This window comes from Streptomyces sp. NBC_00669 (assembly GCF_036226785.1).
Lineage (GTDB): Bacteria > Actinomycetota > Actinomycetes > Streptomycetales > Streptomycetaceae > Actinacidiphila.
Genome location: NZ_CP109018.1, coordinates 5331628 through 5353201, shown reverse-complemented (window position 1 = coordinate 5353201; position 21574 = coordinate 5331628). Strand labels below are relative to the sequence as shown.

Here is a 21574-nt window from a genome sequence, read left to right as displayed (position 1 = left end):
TCGGAGAGCGCCGGGAACACCGGGAACGGCGGGACCGCCGGGAGCACGGACGACCCGCGGGCGCCCGCACCGGACGCCCCGGACCGCGGCCGGCCCGGGCGCCGCGCCGCCCGCGGCAAGGACCGCCGGGACCGGCTCGCCGCGTACCACCGCAAGCGCGACTTCGGACGTACCGCCGAACCGCGCGGGACGCGCGCCTCGGCGGACGGCGGCCCGGTGTACGTCGTGCAGATCCACGACGCGAGCCGGACGCACTTCGACTTCCGGCTGGAGGTCGACGGCGTGCTCAAGTCGTGGGCGGTGCCCAAGGGCCCCTCGACCGATCCGCGGGACAAGCGGCTCGCGGTGCCGACCGAGGACCACCCCATGGAGTACCGGGACTTCGAGGGCGTGATCGAGGCGGGCGAGTACGGCGGCGGGACCGTGATCGTCTGGGACGCGGGCGGCTACCGCAACGCGAGCACCGACCGGTCCGGCCGCGAGGTCCCCTTCGCCGAGGCGCTGGCGCACGGCCACGCGTCCTTCCGGCTGGTCGGCGGCAAGTTGCGTGGCCGCTGGTCGCTGACCCGTTTCCGCGCGGGCGAACCCGGCACCGAGGACGACAGCGGACACGCCAGGGGCGAGGCGTGGCTGCTGGTCAGGTCCGCGGAAGAGGGCCGCCGCGGCGGTGCCGGACGCGGACGTGCCGCCGCCCGCCGCGGCCGGGCGCGCGGAGCGGCCGCCGCCGGGGCGGGTCCCGGCGCGCACGGCCGGCGCGCGGCCGACCCGGACCCGCACGGCGCGGACCCGGGCGACTCCGCCGAGCAAGCCCGCGGCCGCGGCACCCCCGACCCGCATCTGGCCCGCAGCGCGCGCACCGGCCGCACCCTCGCGCAGGTGGCCGCGGCGGGCGGACCGACCTGGCACTCGAACCGTTGACCGCCTCCCGCGGCCCCTCACCCGGCTCCCCCCGCGGCACCGCCCCTCGCGGCGCGGCCCCCCGCACCGCCTCGCCCGGCCGCTCCCCCGGCTCCTCTGCCTCCCCCGCCTTGAGCCCCTCCGCCGTACCCGCCCGCCTGCTGCGCCCGGTCCCCGCGCACCGCGCCGGCCTCCCGGTCCTCCCGATGCTCGCCACCCCCACCGACCGCCGCTCGTTCGACGGGAGTTGGGTGTTCGAGCGGAAGCTCGACGGCGTGCGGGTGCTGGCCGTACGCGACGCGGACGGCGTGCGGCTGCTCTCGCGCACCGGACGGGACGTCAGCGCGACCTATCCCGAGGTGGTGGCGGCGCTCGCGGCGCAGGAGTGCGCGGACTTCACGGTCGACGGCGAGGTGGTGGCGCTGCGCGCGGGGCGCACCGACTTCGCGCTGCTCCAGCAGCGGATGGGGCTCACCGATCCGCGGGCGGTGCGGGCCAGCCCGGTGGAGGTCCACTACTACGTGTTCGACGTGCTCGCACTGGCCGGCTGGGACACCTCCCGGGTGCCGCAGCGGACCCGGAAGGCGCTGCTGCGCGACGCGTTGGCGTACGGCGGGCCGCTGCGCTTCACCCCGCACCGCAACTACGCGGGCGACACCCCGGCGTTGCTCGCCGACGCCTGCGCGCGGGGCTGGGAGGGGCTGATCGCCAAGCGCGCGGACGCCGCCTACCAGCCGCGCCGCTCGCACGACTGGCTGAAGCTGAAGTGCGCGGCCGGGCAGGAGTTCGTGGTCGGCGGCTTCACCGAGCCGGCCGGTTCGCGGATCGGCTTCGGCGCGCTGCTGGTCGGCTACCACGACGCGGACGGCGCGCTGCGTTACGCGGGGAAGGTGGGCACCGGGTACCGCGACCGGGTGCTGCGGGAGGTGCGGGCGCGCCTGGACGCGCTGGCCCGGCCGGCGTCGCCGTTCGCCGACCCGGTGCGTGAACGCGCCGCGCACTGGGCGGAGCCGGTGCTCGTGGCGCAGGTCGCCTTCACCGAGTGGACCAGGGACGGGATGCTGCGCCACCCCCGCTTCCTGGGGCTGCGCGACGACAAGGACCCCGCCGACGTGGTCCGCGAGGCGCCGCCCGGCTGACGGCCCGGCGCACCGGCCGGTGACTACAGTGGCTGGGATGGAACTGGCGATGTGGGGCGAAGCGACCGGCCAGGGCTGGTCGCAGATCGGCGAGTTGGGGCTGGCGTTCGTGCTGTCGGCGGCGATCGGGCTGGAGCGCGAGGTACGCCAGAAGAGCGCGGGCATGCGTACCCACACGCTCGTCGGGCTCGGCGCCGCGCTGATCATGCTGGTGTCGAAGTACGGCTTCAGCGACGTGCTCGGCCACGACACGGTGCTGGACCCGTCGCGGGTGGCCGCGCAGATCGTCTCCGGGATCGGCTTCATCGGCGGCGGGTTGATCTTCGTACGCCAGGACGTGGTGCGCGGACTGACCACCGCGGCCGTGGTGTGGATGACGGCCGCGATCGGCATGGCGGCGGGCGCCGGACTGCCGGTGCTGGCCCTGGTGGTGGCCGGGGCGCACTTCCTGATCGTGCTCGGCTTCGCGCCGCTGGCCGCCCGTATCCCCGGCTCGACCCGCTCCCCCGCCTGGCTCCGGCTGGACTACGAGGACGGTCGGGGGGTGCTGCGATCCGCCCTGGAGTCCTGCACGAAGATGGGCTTCAACGTGGTCGACCTGTCGGCGGAGCACGACCACGAACCCGAACACCGCGGCACCGTCACGGTGCATCTGACCGTGCAGGGTCCGCGGCCGGTGGTGGAGCTCGCGTCGGCGCTCGCGGAGATCGACGGCGTGCACCGGGTGAGTACGACCCAGGACGACGCGATCGAGTAGCTTCCGCACGCCCCCGATATCAGTTGCTTGCCTCCAGCAAGTAATATAAGTTGCTGAAGGCAAACAACTGCTTATCGGACAACAGGGGGCGAGGGCGACGGACATCGAGGCCGTACCCGCGACCGACGGCGTCGCGCACGGGACTGACGCGACGCACGGGACGGACGGTACGCGCGTAACGCACCGGCCGGACGCGACGCACCCGGCGGACGCAGCGCACCCGGCACACCCGGCGGACACGACGCACGCCACGCACGAGACCGAGGTCGTGCTGGAGAGTGCCACCGTCGGCGACCAGTTGTCGCGGCTGATGCGGCTGGTCGGCGCGTGGAAGCACCGGGTGCGGGACGAGGGGTGGGGCGACCGGCTGCTGCTGGGACGGCTCGCCGAGGGCGGCCCGCGGCGGGCCACCGACCTCGCCGCCGACACCCTGCTCGACCTGTCCACGGTGAGCCGGCAGATCCGCTCGCTCGTCGAACGGGGCCTGGTCGAGCGGCGGCCGGACCCGGAGGACGGCCGCGGCACCCTGCTCTCCCCGACCGAGCAGGGGCTCGCCGCGGTGGAGCGCTACCGCGCGCAGCGCGACCAGAAGCTGGCCGACGCGCTCGCCGCCTGGCCCGGCCCGGACCGCCGGGACCTCGGCCGCCTGCTGGCCCGCTTCAACGACGACTTCGCCGAACGGCACGTGCGGCCGGTGTGCGCTCCCGCACAAGGACACGGCCACGCCCACGGGCACGCCCACGGCGACCCGCACGGCCACACCCACTCCGGCCCCTCGGGCCACGACCGCGACCCGGCAGCCGGACACGGCGCCGACGCACCGGGCGGCGCGACCGCCCCCCTCCCACTTCCGCACCACCGCCGGGCCCGCACCCCGGGTCAGATCCAGGAGACCACCTAAGTGAGCAGCAGCAGCCGGACCTCACCATCGTCAGGGGCCGCCCCGGAACCCGCGGCCCCCGCGGCCGACCTCGCACCGGGCGGCCTGACCCACCGTCAGATCCTGACCATCCTCAGCGGTCTGATGCTGGGCATGTTCCTGGCCGCGCTCGACCAGACCATCGTCAGCACCGCGATCCGGACCATAGCCGACGACCTGCACGGCCTGAACCAGCAGGCGTGGACCACCACCGCCTACCTGATCACGTCGACCATCGCCACCCCGCTGTACGGCAAGCTCTCCGACATCCACGGGCGCAAGCCGTACTTCATCGCCGCGATCAGCATCTTCATCGTCGGCTCGGTGCTGTGCACCTTCTCCACCTCGATGGTGGAACTGGCGGTCTTCCGCGCCTTCCAGGGCATCGGGGCCGGCGGTCTGATGTCACTGGCGCTGGCGATCATCGGCGACATCGTGCCGCCGCGCGAACGGGCCAGGTACCAGGGGTACATCCTCGCGGTCTTCGCCACCTCCAGCGTGGCCGGTCCGCTGATCGGCGGCTTCCTCGCCGGCCAGTCCACCATCCTGAGCATCGCCGGCTGGCGCTGGGTGTTCCTGGTCAACGTGCCGATCGGCATCATCGGGCTGTTCGTGGTCGCCCGGGTGCTCAACGTGCCGCACATCAAGCGCAACCACCGCATCGACTGGTGGGGCGCGGTGACCATCGTGATCGGCCTGGTGCCGCTGCTGCTCATCGCCGAGCAGGGCGAGGCGTGGGGCTGGCTCTCCGCGCGGGCGGTGCTCTGCTACGCGGTCGGCGTCATCGGGGTGGCCGCCTGGATCTTCGTCGAGCGCGGCATGGGCGACGAGGCGCTGATCCCGATGCGGCTGTTCCGCAACAACGTCTTCAGCCGCACCAGCCTGCTCAGCCTGATCGTCGGCATGGTGATGTTCGGCGGGCTGCTGATGATCCCGCAGTATCTCCAGATCGTGAAGGGCGCGAGCCCGACCAGGTCCGGCCTGGAGATGCTGCCGCTGATGCTCGGCATGATGGTCGCCTCCATCGCCGCCGGCCAGGCCACCTCCAGGACCGGGCGCTACAAGATCTTCCCGGTGGTCGGCACGGCGCTGATGTTCGTCACCATGCTGCTCTTCCACTACCAGGTGCAGTGGGACACCCCGCTGCCCAAGACCATGGCGTTCATGGCGCTGATGGGGGTCGGGCTCGGTCTGACCATGCAGACGCTGGTGATGTCCGTGCAGAACGCGGTGCCGCCGCAGGACATGGGCACCGCCACCGCGTCGGCGACGTTCTTCCGGCAGCTCGGCGGTACCGCCGGCACCGCGATCTTCCTGTCGGTGCTGTTCAGCACGGTCGGCGGCAAGATCACCACGGCGCTGGGCAAGGCGCAGTCGCACCCGGACTTCCAGAAGGCCGTCGCCGCGCATCCGCACGCGCTGTCGCCGCAGAGCGCGAAGTCCGTGGTCACCGACTCGTCCTTCCTCAAGCACCTCGACCCCGCGCTGGCCGCGCCCTTCAAGCAGGGGTTCGCCGACTCGATGCACCTGGTGTTCATCATCGTCGCCGGTGTGGCTCTGCTGGCGTTCCTGCTGATGCTCACCATCAAGGAGGTGCCGCTACGCAGCCTCTCGGGTGCGCAGGCCCGCGCGCAGGCCGAGGCGGAGTCGGCGGCGAGCACGGAGTTGTAGGCGTTCGGGCGTCCCGTCGTCCTGGTTCCCCGCGCACCCTTTCGGAAGGGGGCGCGGGGAACCGCACGTTCGCGGGGTGCCGCACGTTCGCGGAGTGCCGCGCGTTCGCGGGGCGCGCCCTCGGCCATCCGCACACCCCCGTAAATCCGAGACGGAAAGTCTCGTAACAAGAGTAGGCTCGGGACCATGCGGGCCATCGAACAGCAGACGATCATGATCACGGGGGCGACGGACGGCCTCGGCCGGGCGCTGGCCCGTGAACTCGCCGCGCGGGGCGCCACGCTGGTGCTGCACGGCAGGAGCGACCGGAAGGGCGAGGACCTCCTCGCGGAGCTGCGCGCGGCCACCGGCAACGACCGGCTGAGCTTCCTGCGCGCGGACTTCGCGAACCTCGCCGACGTCCACGCGCTGGCCGAACGGGCGGCCGGGCTCGACCGGCTGGACGCGCTGGTCAACAACGCCGGGATCGCCTCCCCCGACCGCCAGGTCAGCGCGGACGGCCACGAGTTGACGTTCCAGGTGGACTACCTGGCCGGCTACGTCCTCGCGGTGCGCCTCGCCCCGCTGCTGGCCCGCTCCGCCCCCGCCCGCATCGTGCACGTCAGTTCGGCCGGCCAGGCGCCGATCGACTTCGCCGACCCGATGCTGACCCGCGGCTACGACGTGATGCAGGCGTACTGCCAGGCGAAGTTGGCGCAGATCATGCTCACCGTGGACCTCGCGGAGGCGCTGGCGCCCCAGGGCGTGACGGCCAACGCGCTGCACCCCGCGACCTTCATGCCGACCAAGATCCTCATGGGCATCGCCCCGCACAGCACCCTCGAAGAGGGCATGCGCAACACGCTGCGCCTGATCACCGATCCGGCCCTGGACGGCGTCTCCGGCCAGTACTTCGACGGCGCCCGCCGTACCCGCGCCGCCCATGACGCCTACGACCCCGAAGCGCGGCGCCGGCTGCGCGAGTTGAGCGAACAGCTGACCGGCGCCCCGTTCCCGGCACCGCCGAGGAACTGACCCCCTGGCGAACCGTCCCGCGGCGCCGCGGCGCCGGTGCGCGTCCGGTTCGTCTCCGGCGCGCGGCCACCGCGCTAGCGGGTGGGAGCGGAGGCCGGGGCGGGGGTCTCGGTGGAGTGGTGGGGCTGGTCGGTGGGGGCGGTGGAGCGCTGGCGGGCGGCGAGCCACGCGACGAGGCCGGCGATGAGGACGGCGAGGACCAGGCTGACCGGGCCGGTGCCCCAACCGAGGCCGCCGTGGGCGGTGGAGGCGCCCATCCAGTCGGCGAAGGAGGCGCCGAGCGGGCGGGTCAGGACGTAGGCGGCCCAGAAGGTGGCGACCGGGTTGAGCCGGAAGCCGAGCCAGGCGACGGCGGGTACGGCGATCAGCGCCGCGAACATCACGCCGGAGGAGAAGTAGCCGAGGTGCAGACCGCCCGCGGTGAGGTCACCGACGGCGGTGCCAAGCGCGAAGGTGGCCAGCACGGTGCCCCAGTAGAACTTCTCGCGCCGCCGGGTGCGGATGCTGTGGATCGACAGGGTGCCCTCGCTGCGGTACCAGGCGATCAGCACGGCCGTGAGGATCACGGCGAAGGCCACGGTGGAGACCGCGTACGGGATGCCCACCACGACGTGCACGACGTCGGCGGCCATCGTGCCGAAGACGCTCACCATGACGATCGCCGACCAGTACGTCCAGGCCGAGTAGCGTGGCGCGCGGAACTGGAGCATCAGCGAGCCGACCAGCCCGAGCAGCCCGATCGCTCCGGCCCCGACCGGGCTCAGCACCCGGGCGAGGAAATCCGAGGTGGTCTCACCCATACCGGTGGTGAGCACCTTCGTCAGCCAGAACAGCACGGTCACTTCGGGTACCTTGCTCATGGCCGCGCCGGCCGCCCTCGCCGCGCCACCGCCGCCGTGTCGGGACCGCTTCACGAAGCCGCCGCCTTCCTGGCGCCACGCGGGCGCCGCCCTACGATCCATGTCTGACTACAGGACTGTAGACGGAAACGCCGCGGCGTTCGTTCCCGGGGGCCTCCCCGGAGCTCGCCGGACCCCCTTGCGCCGGTCGGGGGACCGGCCTGGTCGGTGAGCGGCCTGGTCGGTGAGCGGCCTAGATCCAGTCGAGCCAGAAGAGGAAGACGTTCGCCAGCGCGCCCGGGGCGCCCGCGCCGAAGGCGATCACCAGGGCCTGGCCGATCGCCACGTCGGTCGGGTCGATGCCGGGCTGCCAGCGCAGGCGGGCGTCGAGCCCGGGGATCTCCCGGAAGGGCGAGTACGACCGCAGGGTGCCGTGGGCGGCGGCGATGGGCGTGCCGTCGCGCAGGAGGAGGGCGCGGCGCAGGCCGGTGGGCCGCAGCTCGTAGCCGCGGTCGCCGACCAGGGCGGTGCGGGTACGGCTCGCGCGGCTCATCGACCAGGCCCGGCCGGCGCGTTGGAGGGGTATCGGCCGGCCGTCGAACGTCATGCCGCCGAGGTCGCGGCCGGGCAGCGTCGTCACCGTCGGCACGTTCGGCCCGTCGAGCACCGCGATGACCGACGGCCAGCCGTCGTAGCTGATCCGGAGCTGCCCGAACGGGCTGTCGACGGTGCGGTGCCGGGTGAGGCGGACCTTGCGGCGGCCGCGGAACAGGGACACGTACGCTCAACCCCCCGGTATGAAAAGTGCGGCTCAGTCTGGCACACGGGCCCCTCCCGCCGCAGGGTCCTCGCCGCCCCGCGCCGATCCGCGGTGACACGCCGCGTACGGACCAATGGGCCGGACCCGGGCCGCCCGCACGGGAAGCTCTGGTTCTCCCAGGTACCCGGTGTGCGAGCAAGGCGGTGGCGTGGCGCAGGACAGGCACTCCCTGGGCCGGCTCACGGCCCTGACCGACGGGGTCTTCGCGATCGCCCTGACCGTCCTGGTGCTCCAGATCCCCGTGCCGCGGCTCGCCGACAGCGGCTCCGCCCGGCAGATGCGCACCGCCCTGTCCCGTCTGGAGGGCCAGTTCCTCAGCTACGCGGCCACGTTCGTCATCATCGCCGCCTTCTGGCAGCAGCACCGCCGGCTCTTCCACCTCTCCGCCTGGCACGACGAATGGGTGGGCCGCCTCAACTCCTTCTTCCTGCTGCTGATCGCGTTCCTGCCGTTCCCCTCCGCCCTGGTCGGACGGTACGGCTCCAACGCGGCGGCCGTGGTCTTCTTCAACCTCGCCGTGCTCGCCGTGGCCGCGGTCTTCGTGCTGCTCTGGCTACGGCTGCGCCACGTCGGCCACTTCACCGACTACCTCCCCATCGCCTACGGCCGCTGGGTGCTCGCCCGCACCCTCGCGGTGTCCGCCGCGCTGGCCACGTCGGCCGCCCTCGCACCGTTCGACACCGATGCGGCGACCTACGTGTGGATCGGCATCGTGCCCCTGATGCTGGCGGTGAACCTCCGCTACCGGAAGGCGATCTCCATCGCCAACGCGGCCGAGGACGACGGGGATTCGGAGGGCTGAGCGGGTCGGCGGGCCGGGGGTTCGGCGGGCCGGGGGTTCAGCGGGCCGGGACTTCAGCGGGCCGGGCGGCGGGCTATGGCCGTACGGGCGGCGATGTCGATCACGCTGTGGTGGTAGGGGCGTTCGGTGAGGATGCGGAGGGGGCGGCTGAGGAACGCCACGAGGTTCACCAGCGGGACCAGCCAGCCCACGACCGCGAGGAGGCGCGCCCGCCGGAAGGACTGCTTCCAGGTCGGCCGCTCGTGGCCGTCCCAGAGCCGGACCACGCGCAGACCGGTCAGCAGCAGCCCGGGGGTGCCGCCCCACAGGGCCACGAACACGGCGCCGTAGAAGGTCAGCCAGACGCACCCGAGCAGCCAGAACGCGAGCAGGAAGTACCCCTGGCCGTCCGGGTCCACCGCGTACTGGATTCCGGACGCGAGCGTTCCCGGCGCGGCGAGCGAGATCGCGGCGATCGCCAGGTCGATCACCATGGCGGCGAACCGCCTTCCGGTGGACGCCAGTTCGACGGTCGCGACCTCGCCGCCGCCGACGGGTGCCCGGCCGGCCAGACCCGCGCAGGCGTACGCCGTCCGGGAGCCCTCCGGAGGCTCCGCCGTGAGCGGGTGCCTCATGCGCTGCCCCTCGCGGGCCCGTTCGCGCCGCGCGGCCCGGTCCATCGCGCCCGCGGCGGTGCGGCCGCCCTCCAACGTCTCCATCGTTTCCCGCCCTTGACGTGCACGGCAGTGCGCGCCTCGCACCGCGTTGTCGGCGGGGAGATCCTGACATGATCTTCGCAATGACCACACCATGAGTTCACCAAAGCTGCGCCAACTCGCCATCATCGGGGAACCAAAGAGGCGCCGCTGCCGTCACGGCGACCCGAGGACGCTGAGGCCGTGTTGAGGAAGTCCCTCCCCCTCCCTTCGGCGGGGGGATGTGCTGCGATCTGGGGGCACCTCCCCCGCCGAAGGCTGTCGGGGAGCACCGGACGCCGGTCCCTCACCCACGGAGATCCACACGACAGGCCCCAGCCGGGTGCCGCGCGCAGATGTCACACAGCCGTCACGCGTGCGCGCATTGCCAGCGGTCCGCGGGGCGCATAGCTTGGCGGGTGTGCGGCAAAGGACGAGGCTGGTGACCCGCGTGTACGTCGACCTGTTGCGGTCGGCAAGCGCGTTGTGTCGTTAGGCCCGCAGCCCCCTTCGCCCGTTCCGGGCCGTGCTCGCGCCCGCACCAGCACCCGCGCTTCCGAGATGTCCCCGTCCCCGGCAGCCGCGGTGCCCCCGCTGCGCAACGCACCCGCCCGCGCCCGGGCCGATTCCGGTGCCCCGTAGGGACTTTCCCGGAATCCCGCCGGCCCCGTCGCCGCCCACACGGAAACGCGCGGAAACGCACGATGACGCAACGAATCGGAGTCCCGCCGTGAGTTCGGAATTCCTCTGGTACATCCCCAACACCGTCGAACCCGGCCACCGTGGCGACGACACCACGACCGGCTGGGGCACGCTCGAATTCTCCACCGAACTCGCCCTCGCCGCCGAGGAGCACGGCTGGGGCGGCGCCCTCATCGGCGCGGGGTGGGGCCGGCCGGACACCTTCACCGTGGCCACCGCGCTGGCCGCCCGCACCACCACGTTCAAGCCGCTGGTGGCGGTGCGCCCCGGCTACTGGCAGCCCGCGCACTTCGCGAGTTCCGCGGCCACCTTGGACCGGCTCAGCGGCGGGCGGCTGCTGGTCAACATCGTCAGCGGCCTGGACAGCGCCGCCGCGTACGGCGACGGCGAGAGCGACCCGGCCCGCCGCTACGACCGCACCCGCGAGTTCCTGCGGCTCGTACGCCGGCTGTGGACCGAGGAGAACGTCACCTTCCGCGGCGAGTTCTTCGGCGTCGAGGACTCCACGGTGAGCCCGCCGCCGTACGGTGCCGAGGACGGCAGGACCCCGCGGCTGTACTTCGGCGGCGCCTCCGCGGCGGCGGAGCGGGTCTCGGCCGCCGAGGCCGACGTCCAGCTCTTCTGGGGCGAGCCGCTCGACGGCCTGGCCGAGCGGATCGACCGGCTCAAGGCACTGAGCGCCTCGCTCGAACGGCCGCACGCCCCGCTGGAGTTCGGGCTGCGGATCACCACGCTGATCCGGGACACGACCGAGCAGGCGTGGCACGACGCCGAGGCGAAGGTCGCCGCGATGGCGGACCGGCCCGACACCACGGCCGCCTACTGGCACAGCGCCGTCGGGCAGCGCCGGCTGCGCGAACTCACCGAGCGCGGCGAGGTGTTGGACTCCTGCCTGTACACCGCGCCCGGCCGCGTCGGCGGCGTCGGCGCGGGCAGCAGCTGGCTGGTCGGCTCGCCCGACGACGTGGCCGCGGCGCTGCGCAGGTACGGCGAACTCGGCATCACCCACTTCGTACTGTCCGACACCCCCTACCGCACGGAAGTGGCCCGGATCGGGGACCAGTTGCTCGGCCGGCTCCGGCAGCCCAGCGCGGTCTGACCCGTCCTGATCCGGTTCGGCGGTTCAGCGGCAGGCCGTCAGGACGGTGAGCGGAACGCCGTCAGGACTGGAGGAACGCCAGGACCGCCAGGACCCGGCGGTGGGTTTCCTCGGCCGGGGGCAGGTCGAGCTTGGCGAGGATGTTGCCGATGTGCTTGCCGACCGCGGCCTCGGAGACCACGAGCCCGCGGGCGATCGCGGCGTTGGAGCGGCCCTCGGCGACCAGCGCGAGGACCTCCCGTTCGCGCGGGGTGAGGCGTTCCAGGGGATCGCGGCGGTGGCGCAGCAGTTGGCGGACCACCTCGGGGTCCACCACGGTGCCGCCGTCGGCGACCTGGTGGAGGGCTGCCACGAACTCCTCGACCCGGCCGACCCGGTCCTTGAGCAGGTAGCCGACGCCGGTGCCGTCGCCGGTCTCCAACAGCTCGGTGACGTAGGAGCGTTGGACGTACTGGCTGAGCACGAGGACCGGGAGCGCGGGCGTCGCGCGGCGCAGGGCGACGGCGGCGCGCAGCCCCTCGTCGGTGAAGCCGGGCGGCATGCGGACGTCGGTCACCACGACGTCCGGGCGGTGCGCGGCGACGGCGGCGCGCAGCGCGTCGCCGTCGCCGACCGCGGCGACCACCTCGTGGCCGAAGCGCGCCAGCAGTCCGGTCAGCCCCTCGCGCAGCAGCACGCTGTCCTCGGCGAGCACTACCCGGAGCGGACGGTCGACGGCGTCATCTCGCACGGCAGCTCCACTCTCAGCAGCGTCGGTCCGCCGGGAGGGCTGGACAGTTCGAGTCTTCCATCCAGCACCGATACCCGGTCGGCGAGGCCGATCAGGCCCGAACCCCGGCCGGCCGAGGCGCCGCCGCGCCCGTTGTCGCCGACCTCGACCGTGAGGCGGCCCGCGGCGTACCTGCCCACCACGCCGGCCCGGGTCGCGCCGCTGTGCCGGGCGATGTTCGTGAGCGCCTCGCACACCACGAAGTACGCGGTGGCCTCGACCGCGTCGGGCAGCCGGCCCGGCAGGTCGAGGGAGACGTCCACCGGCACCGCCGACCGGTCGGCGACATCCGGGATCGCCGCCGGCAGGCCGTAGTCGGCCAGCACCTTGGGGTGGATGCCGCGGATCAACTCCCGCAGCGCGAGGAGGACTTCGCCGGCCTCGTCGTGTGCCTTCGCGATCAGGTCCGCGACCGGACCCGGCGGGGCGTCCAGGCGGGCGAGGCCGAGGGTCATGGTCAGTGCCACCAGCCGCTGCTGGGCGCCGTCGTGCAGATCGCGCTCGATACGGCGCCGCTCCGCCTCGAAGGCGTCCATCAACCGGCCCCGGGAGCTGGCGAGTTCCACGATCCGGCGGCCCAGCGCGTCGTCGCGCGGCGACGTGAGCAGCCGGGTGAGCCCGGCACGTGCGCCGGCCAGCGGGCCGAGCACGTATCCGACGACGCCGAGCAGCACCACCCCCAGCAGCGCCGCGCCGAGCGCCTCGGGATACGACGACACGCTCCACGTCTTGAGCACCCTGTACTGGCGTCCGTGGCCGACCGTCGCCACCAGGACGGGGGTGGCGATCAGGCCCAGCGCCACGGCCAGCGCGACGCCCGCGGCCAGCAGGTCCAGCGGCCACAGCACGACCGCGAACAGCAGCGTGTACGCCAGCTCCCGCCAGGTCGCCTGCTCCCGGTACCGGGTGCGCAGCAGCGCGACGACGCCCGGCCGGCCCGGCGGCCGGTGGCCGCTCGGCGCCGGGTCGGCGTCGATCAGCCGCAGCCGCCACCGTTCGACGGCCGCCACCGGGATGCCCACCAGGCCGAGCAGGGCCAGCAGCGGCAGCCCGACCAGCACCAGGGTCAGCCCGCCGGCGACCACCGCGTACCCGGCGATCACCACCAGCGCGGCCAGCCCCACCGGAGCGCTGCTCAGCAGGTAGCCCGCCGCCCGCCAGGGCCACGAGGTCAGCAGGTAGTCGGGCCGGGCCAGGGCCTGCCAGACGTTGCGGGAGCGCATCCGCCCACCGTAGAAGAGCGGTTCGGGGCCAGGCGATCCCGCTGGACCGAACTCCGCGGTAGTGCCTGCCCTACCCCGAACCCGTCCCGCCCGCACGCCGCGTGGCCGCCGTGACCGTCAACTTCCCCTTGTTCAGGGCTTGTCCATCCCACCCCCCACCAGCCGTACTACCAGCCGTACGGCCTTGTCCGGTGGGTCTGGGCCCACCCCAGGACTCGGTCCTGCCCTCCTGCGCCCCGCCGCGCCCGGCGCTTGGGTGAGAGGCATGGCGAACGAAGCGGTCCAACTGCGCTCGGTGAGCAGGACATACGGGTCGAGGGACGCGCGGGTCACCGCGCTCGACGACGTGACACTGGGCTTTCCGGCCGGAACCTTCACCGCGGTGATGGGCCCGTCGGGGTCGGGCAAGTCGACGCTGCTGCAGTGCGCGGCGGGGCTCGACCGGCCGACGTCCGGGGCGGTGCTGCTCGGCGGTACCGACCTGACCGGGCTGAGCGAGACGGAGTTGACGCTGCTGCGCCGCCGGCGGGTCGGCTTCGTCTTCCAGTCGTTCAACCTGCTGCCCGCGCTGACCGCGGAGCAGAACGTCGCGCTGCCGCTGCGGCTTTCCGGGCGGCGCCCGGCGAAGGGCGCCGTGCCGGAGGCGCTGGCCCGGGTCGGCCTCGCCGAGCGGGCCCGGCACCGCCCGGCCGAGCTGTCCGGCGGCCAGCAGCAACGGGTCGCGCTGGCAAGGGCGTTGATCACCCGGCCCGAGGTGCTGTTCGGCGACGAGCCGACCGGCGCGCTGGACTCCGCGGCGAGCCGCCAGGTGCTGGCCATGCTGCGGGCCATGGTCGACGACGACGGCCGGACCGTCGTCATGGTCACCCACGACCCGGTCGCGGCCTCCTTCGCGGACCGGGTGCTGTTCCTCACCGACGGCCGGCCGAGCGGCGAACTGGACTCCCCCACCGCCGAGTCGGTCGCCGCCCGCATGGCCCGGCTGGAGGCGGCGGCGTGTTGAGCACCGCGCTGCGGACCCTGCGGGCCCGCTGGGTCACCTTCGCCGGCAGTTTCGTCGCCCTCGCAATCGGGGTGGGCCTGATCACGACGACGGGCCTGGCGCTCGCGTCCGGTGCGCACGCCCCGCACCGCGGCCCGGAGCGGTTCGCGTCCCCCTCGGCGCCGGTGGTCGTGCACGGCGCCGACACCCTGCGGGTGCCGACGCCGATCGGGGTACGGACCGCGGAACTGTCGCAGCCCCGGCCGGTGCCGCCCGGCCTGGTCGCCGCGCTGGCGAAGCTCGGCAGGGTCACCGCGGACCGGTCGTTCGCGGTGAGCGCCGCGAGCGGCCGGGCCGGTGCCGACCGCCTCGTCCTCCCTGACGACTCCGGCAGCCCTGACAGCCCCGAGAGAGCTGACAGCGCTGACGGCCCGACCGAACTGACCGGCCACCCCTGGGCGTCCGCCGGCTTCGCCGGTTACCGGCTCACCGCGGGCCGCGCGCCGGCCGCGCCGGACGAGGTCGTCGTCTCCGGCGCCTGGGCCCGCCCGGGGCAGCGGATCGCGATGCGCGCGGCCGGGAGCGTACGGACCAGGACCGTGGTCGGCACGGTCGCCGCTCTTCCCTTCGAGCGGGCGGTGTTCTTCACCGGCGCCGAGGCGGCCCGGCTCTCGCCGCGCGTCCACGACGTGGTGGTGGCGGCGCCCGCCCGCGCGGTGGCCTCCGCGGTCGCCGCGGACCCGGCGGCCGCCGGCGTCCAGGTGCTGACCGGCGACCGGCGGCGGCTGGCCGACCCCGACCGGAACGGCGACCACGAGGCGATGGTCGCCGTCTACGCCCTGCTCGGCACCGCGGGCGGGGTCACCGGCTTCGTGTCGGTGTTCGTGGTGGCGTCGACGTTCGCGTTCTCCGTCGCCCTGCGCAGGCGGGAGTTCGGCCTGCTGCGGACCGCGGGGGCGACCCCGCGGCAGGTCCGCCGGATGGTGTGCGCCGAGGCGTTCGCGGTCGGGGTGCCGGCGTCGGCGGCGGGCTGCGTGCTCGGCGGATACGGCGCTCCGTGGCTGGCCCGGACGCTGGTGAGGCAGCGGGTCGCGCCGCGGTGGTTCGCGATCGGCGGGGCGGCCTGGCCGTACGGGGCGGCGTTCGGCACCGGTCTGCTGGTCGTCCTGGCGGGGGTGTGGGCGGCCGGCCGGCGGGCGGGACGGGTCGCGCCCACCGAGGCGCTGCGGGACGCGGCCCTCGACCACCGGGTCATGGCGCCCGGCCGCCTGGTCGCGGGCGGCGCGATGCTGCTGGGCGGCGGCTGGCTCCTGGTGTCGGGCCTGGTGGCCGACCCGGGCGGGGCGCTGCACCGCAAGGCGTACACCGTGCAGCCGATGGTGCTGATCACCGCGGTCGCGCTGCTCGCGCCGGCGGTGGTGCGACCGCTGGTCCGGCTGCTGGCGTGGCTGCCGGCCAGGCTGCCCGGCGCGACCTGGATGCTCGCCGGGGAGAGCGCCGCGGCGGCCGTCCGCCGCAGCGCGGCCCTCGCGGCGCCGGTGCTGATGTCGGTGGCGCTGGCCGGGTCGCTGCTGGGCGCGGCCGCGACCGTCGACGCGGCCAAGGCGGCGGAGGCGCGCGGGCAGAGCGCCGCCGACTTCGTGGTCACCGCCGCCGACGGCGCGGGGTTCGCCCCGGCGACCGTCGCCCGGGTCGCCGCGGTGCCCGGCGCCGACGCGGCCGCGTTCGCCCCGTCCACCGTGCACACCCTGGAGGACGGGGTGGCCCTGGTCGCGGACCAGGCCGAGGCGGTCTCCCCGGCGGGGCTGGCGGCGGTGGCGCGTCCGCCCGTCGTCGCGGGCCGGTTGGCGGCGCTCGACGACGACTCGATCGTCGTCAACGAGGAGTGGGCCGACCACACGGTGGGTCACCGCGTGCGGGTGTGGCTGGGCGACGGCACGCGCAGGTCGCTGCGGATCGCGGCGGTGCTGCGGCAGGGCACCGGCGACAACGGCGTGTACGTCACGCCCGCGAACGGTGCGGGCTCCGCCGTGCGGCGGATCGACGTGCGGCTGCGGCCCGGCGCGGACCGCGCCACCGTCGTGACGGCGCTGCGGGACGCGGTGGCGCCGGCCGGCGGGCTGGTACGGACGGCGGACCGGTGGATGTCGGCGCGGTACCCGCGGACCGGCCGGCAGACCCTGACCGGCTTCTGGCTGGTGCTCGGCATCGCCCTGCTCTACACGGGCATCGCGCTGGCGAACACGACGGTGATGGCGACCGCCGACCGCTTCCGCGACCTCGCGGCGCTGCGGCTCGCGGGCGCGACCGTACGGCAGGTGCTGTGGCTTCTGGCCGCGGAGTCGCTGCTGGTGGTCGCCGTCGGCGTGCTGCTGGGCGGCCTGGTGACGGGCCTGGACCTCGCCGGTGTCCGGGTGGCCCTCGCGCTGCTGTCGGTACGGTCCGCCGTGGTGGTGCCGTGGGGCACGGTCGGCGCGGTGGCCGGGGCGTGCGCGGTGCTCGCCGTGGCGTCCGCGCTGGTCCCGGCGGCGGTCCTGCTGCGCCGCGGCCCGCTCGGGGCGGCCGGGACCCGCGAGTGATCCGGCGCCGGTCCGCGGGGCCTCGCGGGGCCGAAGCGGGTGCGGTGTACCGGGTGCCGGTGCCGGGTACGCCGGATACGCCGGGTACGGCGAAACGGATGCCGTGCGCGGCGAACCGGGCGCCCCGCGGACGGCGTCCAAGCTATTCCAGGGGAGGCGGAACAGATGGAACTGACGTTGGCGGAAGAGCTGTTGCTCCTCTCCAGGAACGAGCAGTCCGGTCGGCTCGCCGCGGGCGAGGCGGTGTCGTTCGGCGTGGCGGGGGCCGTGCTGATGGAACTGGCGCTGGACGGGCGGATCGGGGTGCGCGACAACCGGCTGGTCGCGCTCGACGGCGGGTCCGGCGCGCTCGCCGTACGCCAGGCCGGGCCGGCCGCGGAGGAGTTGTGGAAGCGCATCCGCGAGCAGCGGCGCCCGCGGCGGGCCGCACGGTGGGTGGGCTCCGCCAGGAACGACAAGGCGTACCAGAAAGTGCGGACCGGGCTCCGCGACCGCGGCATCGTGCACGCCGAACGCCACCGCGTCCTCGGCCTGTTCCCCGCCACGCGCTGGACCGAGGCGGACCCCGTGCCGGGCGTCGAGATCCGCGACCGCGTCGCCCGGGCGGTGAGCGGCGGCGACGCCGACGAACGCACCGTCGCCCTCGTCCTGCTCGTCGACGCCTCCGAACTGTCCACGCGGGTCTTCCCGCGGATCGACCGGCGCACCCGCAAGGACCGGTTGCGGAAGTTCGCCGCGGGTCCCTGGGCGAGCGAACCGGTCGGGGAGGCCGTCCGGGCGGTCACGAAGGGCGTCACCGGCGCCCTCTCCTCGGCCCGCGCCGCCCAGGCGGCGAACAACTGACGTGCGCCGGCCGCCCGGCTCAGCTCGGTACGGGCTCGGGTTCGGGACGGCCCGAGGGCGTCTCGTCGAGGTCGCTGAGGGCCAGGTCCTTCGATTCGCGCAGCACCAGGGTGGTCGCGATGCCGAGGACGAAGCAGATGCCGGCGATCAGGGTGACCACCCGCAGCCCGTAGTGGTCGAGTGCGATCGGGGTGATGAGCGCGCCCAGGAACGCGCCGATCTTGGCGATGCCCGCGGACAGGCCGTGGCCGGTGGAGCGGACGGCGGTGGGGTAGGTCTCGGCGGCGAGCAGCATGGTGGTGTAGTTCGGGCCGAGCGCGATGCCGAACAGGGAGATCCCGAAGACGAGGGCGAACGGGACGACGGTGTGGGTGAGCCCGCCGATGGCGGAGATCAGCAGCATCGACAGGGCGCTGCATCCGAAACCGATGATCTGGAGCCGGCGCCGGGGTATCCGGTCGAGCAGCGCGAGGCCGACGATCGCTGCGGTGAGGCTGAAGCAGACCACGAGGACCGCGTTGATGGCGATGTTGCGGATGGTGGTGGCCTGCGGCGTGATGCTGGCGATCAGCAGCGGCTGGCTGACCGAGTTGCCGTAGACGGCGACGTTGAAGAAGAACCAGGCGCCGGCGGTGCCGAGCAGGGCGAGCAGGAAGCGCCGGCCGCGCAGTACCGAGGTCAGGGACGGGCGCGGCGTGCCGGAGTTCCGGGTCTCGCGGGCCACGGTGTGCCCGGAGTAGTCGGCGAGGTCGTCGGCGGCCCGCGCCGCGTCGCCGGCCACGTTCAGGGTCCAGCGGGGCGACTCGGGCATGTGCCTGCGGTTCCACAGGACGAAGAGCGAGGGCAGCGCGCCCAGCCCCAGCACGATCCGCCAGGCCATGTGGTCGGGGGTGCCGACCGCGAGGATCAGCAGCGCCACCAGGTAGGCGGCGACCTGGCCGAGCACGTAGAACAGGAAGGTCGTGCCGACCAGCCGGCCCCGGTTGCGACGGTTGGCGAACTCGGTCATGATCACGCCGCTCGCGGGGTAGTCGCCGCCGATGCCCAGGCCGAGGATCAGCCGTCCGGCCAGCAGGATCGCGAAGTTCGGGGCGAACGCCGACACCAGGGCGCCGACGATCATCAGCACCGCTTCGAGCCCGTAGATCCGGCGCCGGCCGAGGAGGTCGCCGAGGCGGCCGAAGACGAGGGCGCCGACCGCGACCGCCAGCAGGGTGGAGCTGGTGACCAGCGAGACCTGGCCGGAGTCGAGCCCGAACTGCGGCTTGACCAGCAACATCACGGTGCCGATCACGTTCAGGTCGTAGGAGTCGGTGAAGAAGCCGGCGCCGGCGACGACGGCGGCCTTCAGGTGGAAGGTGCTGAGCGGGGCGTCGTCCAGGGTCTTCTGGACGCCGGCGGGGCGGGCGATGGTCGTGGTGGCGGCGGCGGTCACAGCGTGTCCCCCAGGTCATGAGCGTCCATGAGCGCGGGCAGGGCCGCCACGCTGTCGCGGAGGTGGGTGCGGGTGCGGTCGGGGCAGGCCGATGGGAGCGGAGTTCGCACAGTCGTCCTTCGTGGTGGTGTGCGCGAGGTGGTGGGTTCGCGTGCGGAGGCCGCGGACTGCGGGCGGGGACGGTCACGGGGTGCGCCGGCTCGCGGTTGAGTAGGACTGTCGCAGCGGCCCAGAAGGGCGTCAACGTCTTGTACTTACAAGTCATCGACTGTTCACCTGGAACCAACGCGATGAATCCGGACCAATCGACCCCATCGGCCCCTTGGATCACACCGATCACACACGACGCCTCGCCCTATGATGACAAGATCGGTTACCCCGGCGATCCGGGGCCACGGATCGGGAGAATTCGCCCGCCTGTAGGGTCAGGCGTGTGAAGGAGTCTCTGCACAGCGCCATGGCAGCCGAGTTGCGTCGGCGCATCCGAAGCGGCGAGATCGGGGTCGGGGAGTCACTGCCCTCGGAGGCCGACCTCTGCGAGGAGTTCTCCGCCTCGCGCACCCCGGTACGGCAGGCGCTGGCGACGCTGCGCGAGGAGGGCCTGATCAGCGGCGGCCAGGGGAAGCGCTCCATGGTCCTGGACGCCGTGCCGTCCCAGCCGTTCGGGTCGTTCCTGTCCTTCACCATGCGCGCCGAGCTGACCGGACACGTCCCGGGCCAGCGCCTCCAGGAGATCGCCCTGCGCCGCCCCGACCCGGCGGTGGCCGCCGCCCTCCAGATCGGCGCCGACGACCTGGTGGTCCAGCTCCTGCGGCTGCGCCTGCTCAACGGCCGCCCGGCCATGCTGGAGCGGATGACCTACACCGAGTCGGTCGGACGGCCGCTGATGAGCGCCGATCTCGACGCGGGCTCGATCTACGCGCTGCTCACCGAACTGGGTACGGATCTCGCCTCGGCCCGGCACACCTTCGACGCGGTGGCCGCCGACGCCACCGACGCCGAACTGCTCGACGTGGCACCGGGGTCGGCGCTGCTGCGGGAGCGGCGTCTGACCACCGACTCCCAGGGCGTGCCGATCGAGTGGTCCGACGACCGCTACCGGCCGGACGTGGCCACCGTGACGGTGACCAACACCCGTAGTACGCGCACCGCGAGGCTCTGACCGCGCGGGGCCCCGGCTTCGGCGCCGGGGCCCCGGTTCACCGGCAAGGCGCGAACCGCCTCAAAGGCGCGGCGCCACGGCCTGCCGCGGCGCCGCGGCTCCGCGGGCGGCCGCGAGCGCGGCGTCCATCCGGTCCAGCCCGTACGTTCCCCCCACCAGGTCGGCGAACGGATAGCCGCGGTGGTGTGCGGCGAGGAACCGTACGGCGGCCGCGAGGTCCACCGGGCGGTAGTTGTGCACGCCGACCACGGTGTGCAGCCCGCGGACCACCCGCTCGGGGTCGAGCGCCACGGTCGCGCCCGGTGACACCGAACCGACCAGCACCGCCGTACCGCCCACCGCGAGGGCGTCCAAACACCGCTGCACCGCGGTCGAATGGCCGGAGAACTCCATCGCGACATCGGCCTCCCCCGGGGTGGACGAGCCGTCGTGCACCTCGGCCGCGCCGAAGGTGAGGGCCTGGTCGCGCCGGGCCGGATCGGGGTCCACCGCGGCCACCCGCGCGCCCGCCGTGGTGGCCATGGCCACCGCCGTCAGACCGAGCATCCCGGCTCCCGTCACCAGCACCCGCCGGCCCTCCAGCGGGCCCGCGGCGGCGATCGCCGCGGCGACGGTCGCGGTCGCGCAGGACGCCGGACTGGCCACCTCGTCCGGCAGGTCGGCGGGCACCGCGACGACCGCCGTGCCCGGCAGCACGACGCAGTGGGTGGCGAACCCGCCGGTCAACGGCGCGCTCTCGACCAGCGGTTCGTGCCCGTATTTCCGCAGACCCAGGCACTTGTGCGGCAGTCCCCGCGCGCAGCGTTCGCAGCCGCCGCAGGACGCGGTGACCGACCAGACCACCCTCGTGCCGGGCGTCACCGGCGACCCGTCCACGCAGCGCACGCCGCCCGCGCCCACCCCGAGCACCGTGCCCACCTGCTCGTGGCCGAGCAGCGCGGGCACCGGGGAGGGACGCCGGCCCGACACCGTATGGAGGTCGCTGCCGCAGACCGTGGCCAGGTCGATCCGCACCAGCAGCTCTCCGGACCCCGGAACGACGGAGGTGCGGTCCGAGACCACGGAGAACGGGCTCCCCACCCCGTCCCAGCGGGCATAGCGGACCGGGACGGTATCCATCGAAGACGTCATGGACTGAACTTGTCATGACGGCAGGCAGAAATCAAAGACCTATAGCTACAGCTTGGCTTATTATTCACCCTGTCAGCACCGGACCGCCTCGATCCCCCGCTCGCCCACCATGCGCCG

19 protein-coding genes and 1 pseudogene are annotated in these 21574 nt (G+C 74.0%); 13 read left to right on the top strand and 7 right to left on the bottom strand.

The genetic code is table 11. From position 1 onward, the window contains the following. Window positions 1–123: 123 nt before the first annotated feature. The 6 genes and pseudogenes from OG896_RS22415 to OG896_RS22390 form a co-directional block, all read left to right on the top strand. Window positions 124–918, top strand: a pseudogene (locus OG896_RS22415) (DNA polymerase ligase N-terminal domain-containing protein); the annotation flags it as partial. A 185-nt stretch (window positions 919–1103) separates the two neighbouring features. After that, window positions 1104–2036 carry a non-homologous end-joining DNA ligase gene (gene ligD, locus OG896_RS22410; RefSeq protein ID WP_329374202.1) on the top strand — a complete coding sequence of 311 codons (933 nt, stop codon included), beginning with the start codon at window positions 1104–1106 and terminating at the stop codon, window positions 2034–2036. A gap of 37 nt (window positions 2037–2073) precedes the next feature. Then, window positions 2074–2793, top strand: a complete 720-nt coding sequence (locus OG896_RS22405) for an MgtC/SapB family protein (RefSeq protein ID WP_328465403.1) — start codon at window positions 2074–2076, stop codon at window positions 2791–2793. Between the two features lie 268 nt (window positions 2794–3061). Continuing rightward, a complete protein-coding gene (locus OG896_RS22400; protein ID WP_329368023.1) occupies window positions 3062–3694 on the top strand; it encodes a MarR family winged helix-turn-helix transcriptional regulator in 633 nt (210 codons plus the stop codon). Then, the gene (locus tag OG896_RS22395; RefSeq protein ID WP_329368022.1) at window positions 3695–5383 is read left to right on the top strand and encodes an MDR family MFS transporter; all 1689 of its coding nucleotides are present in this window, start codon (window positions 3695–3697) and stop codon (window positions 5381–5383) included. A gap of 186 nt (window positions 5384–5569) precedes the next feature. Then, a complete protein-coding gene (locus tag OG896_RS22390) occupies window positions 5570–6397 on the top strand; it encodes an SDR family NAD(P)-dependent oxidoreductase (RefSeq protein ID WP_329368020.1) in 828 nt (275 codons plus the stop codon). Between the two features lie 74 nt (window positions 6398–6471). Here the strand turns inward: OG896_RS22390 and OG896_RS22385 are convergent, their stop codons facing one another. Beyond that, complete coding sequence (locus OG896_RS22385) at window positions 6472–7257, bottom strand: COG4705 family protein (protein WP_329368019.1); 786 nt, start codon at window positions 7255–7257, stop codon at window positions 6472–6474. Between the two features lie 232 nt (window positions 7258–7489). Then, a complete protein-coding gene (locus OG896_RS22380) occupies window positions 7490–8014 on the bottom strand; it encodes a hypothetical protein (RefSeq protein ID WP_328465408.1) in 525 nt (174 codons plus the stop codon). A 190-nt stretch (window positions 8015–8204) separates the two neighbouring features. Here OG896_RS22380 and OG896_RS22375 point away from each other — a divergent pair, with 190 nt between their 5' ends. After that, window positions 8205–8858, top strand: a complete 654-nt coding sequence (locus OG896_RS22375) for a TMEM175 family protein (protein ID WP_329368017.1) — start codon at window positions 8205–8207, stop codon at window positions 8856–8858. A 53-nt stretch (window positions 8859–8911) separates the two neighbouring features. Here OG896_RS22375 and OG896_RS22370 read toward each other — a convergent pair whose 3' ends face one another. Continuing rightward, the gene (locus OG896_RS22370; RefSeq protein ID WP_329368015.1) at window positions 8912–9556 is read right to left on the bottom strand and encodes an RDD family protein; all 645 of its coding nucleotides are present in this window, start codon (window positions 9554–9556) and stop codon (window positions 8912–8914) included. Between the two features lie 220 nt (window positions 9557–9776). Between OG896_RS22370 and OG896_RS40460 the strand changes: the two genes are divergently transcribed. Next, window positions 9777–10028, top strand: coding sequence for a putative leader peptide (locus OG896_RS40460; protein ID WP_443057141.1), 252 nt, complete (start codon window positions 9777–9779; stop codon window positions 10026–10028). 234 nt (window positions 10029–10262) lie between these two features. Next, window positions 10263–11333, top strand: coding sequence for an LLM class flavin-dependent oxidoreductase (locus OG896_RS22365; RefSeq protein WP_329368013.1), 1071 nt, complete (start codon window positions 10263–10265; stop codon window positions 11331–11333). A 61-nt stretch (window positions 11334–11394) separates the two neighbouring features. Here the strand turns inward: OG896_RS22365 and OG896_RS22360 are convergent, their stop codons facing one another. Both OG896_RS22360 and OG896_RS22355 read right to left on the bottom strand, forming a co-directional pair. Next, entirely contained in the window at window positions 11395–12027 is a 633-nt protein-coding gene (locus OG896_RS22360; protein WP_329374200.1) for a response regulator transcription factor, read from the bottom strand. After that, window positions 12027–13325: a sensor histidine kinase gene (locus tag OG896_RS22355; protein ID WP_329368011.1), complete on the bottom strand. Its 1299-nt coding sequence runs from the start codon at window positions 13323–13325 to the stop codon at window positions 12027–12029. The genes OG896_RS22360 and OG896_RS22355 overlap by 1 nt, the downstream gene beginning before the upstream one ends. A 265-nt stretch (window positions 13326–13590) precedes the next feature. Here OG896_RS22355 and OG896_RS22350 point away from each other — a divergent pair, with 265 nt between their 5' ends. The 3 genes from OG896_RS22350 to OG896_RS22340 all read left to right on the top strand — a co-directional run bounded on the left by OG896_RS22350 (window position 13591) and on the right by OG896_RS22340 (window position 17729). Beyond that, window positions 13591–14328 carry an ABC transporter ATP-binding protein gene (locus OG896_RS22350; protein WP_329368009.1) on the top strand — a complete coding sequence of 246 codons (738 nt, stop codon included), beginning with the start codon at window positions 13591–13593 and terminating at the stop codon, window positions 14326–14328. Beyond that, entirely contained in the window at window positions 14322–16886 is a 2565-nt protein-coding gene (locus OG896_RS22345) for an ABC transporter permease (RefSeq protein WP_329368007.1), read from the top strand. The genes OG896_RS22350 and OG896_RS22345 overlap by 7 nt, the downstream gene beginning before the upstream one ends. A gap of 165 nt (window positions 16887–17051) precedes the next feature. After that, entirely contained in the window at window positions 17052–17729 is a 678-nt protein-coding gene (locus OG896_RS22340; RefSeq protein ID WP_329368005.1) for a GOLPH3/VPS74 family protein, read from the top strand. 19 nt (window positions 17730–17748) lie between these two features. Here the strand turns inward: OG896_RS22340 and OG896_RS22335 are convergent, their stop codons facing one another. Further along, window positions 17749–19164 (bottom strand): MFS transporter, encoded by a 1416-nt coding sequence (locus tag OG896_RS22335; protein WP_329368003.1) that lies wholly within the window; start codon window positions 19162–19164, stop codon window positions 17749–17751. 433 nt (window positions 19165–19597) lie between these two features. On the opposite strand from OG896_RS22335, the gene OG896_RS22330 reads away from it, so the two are divergent. Then, window positions 19598–20326: a GntR family transcriptional regulator gene (locus OG896_RS22330; protein ID WP_329368001.1), complete on the top strand. Its 729-nt coding sequence runs from the start codon at window positions 19598–19600 to the stop codon at window positions 20324–20326. Window positions 20327–20386: 60 nt separating this feature from the next. Here the strand turns inward: OG896_RS22330 and OG896_RS22325 are convergent, their stop codons facing one another. Next, window positions 20387–21445, bottom strand: coding sequence for a zinc-binding dehydrogenase (locus OG896_RS22325; protein WP_329367999.1), 1059 nt, complete (start codon window positions 21443–21445; stop codon window positions 20387–20389). Window positions 21446–21574: the final 129 nt, after the last annotated feature.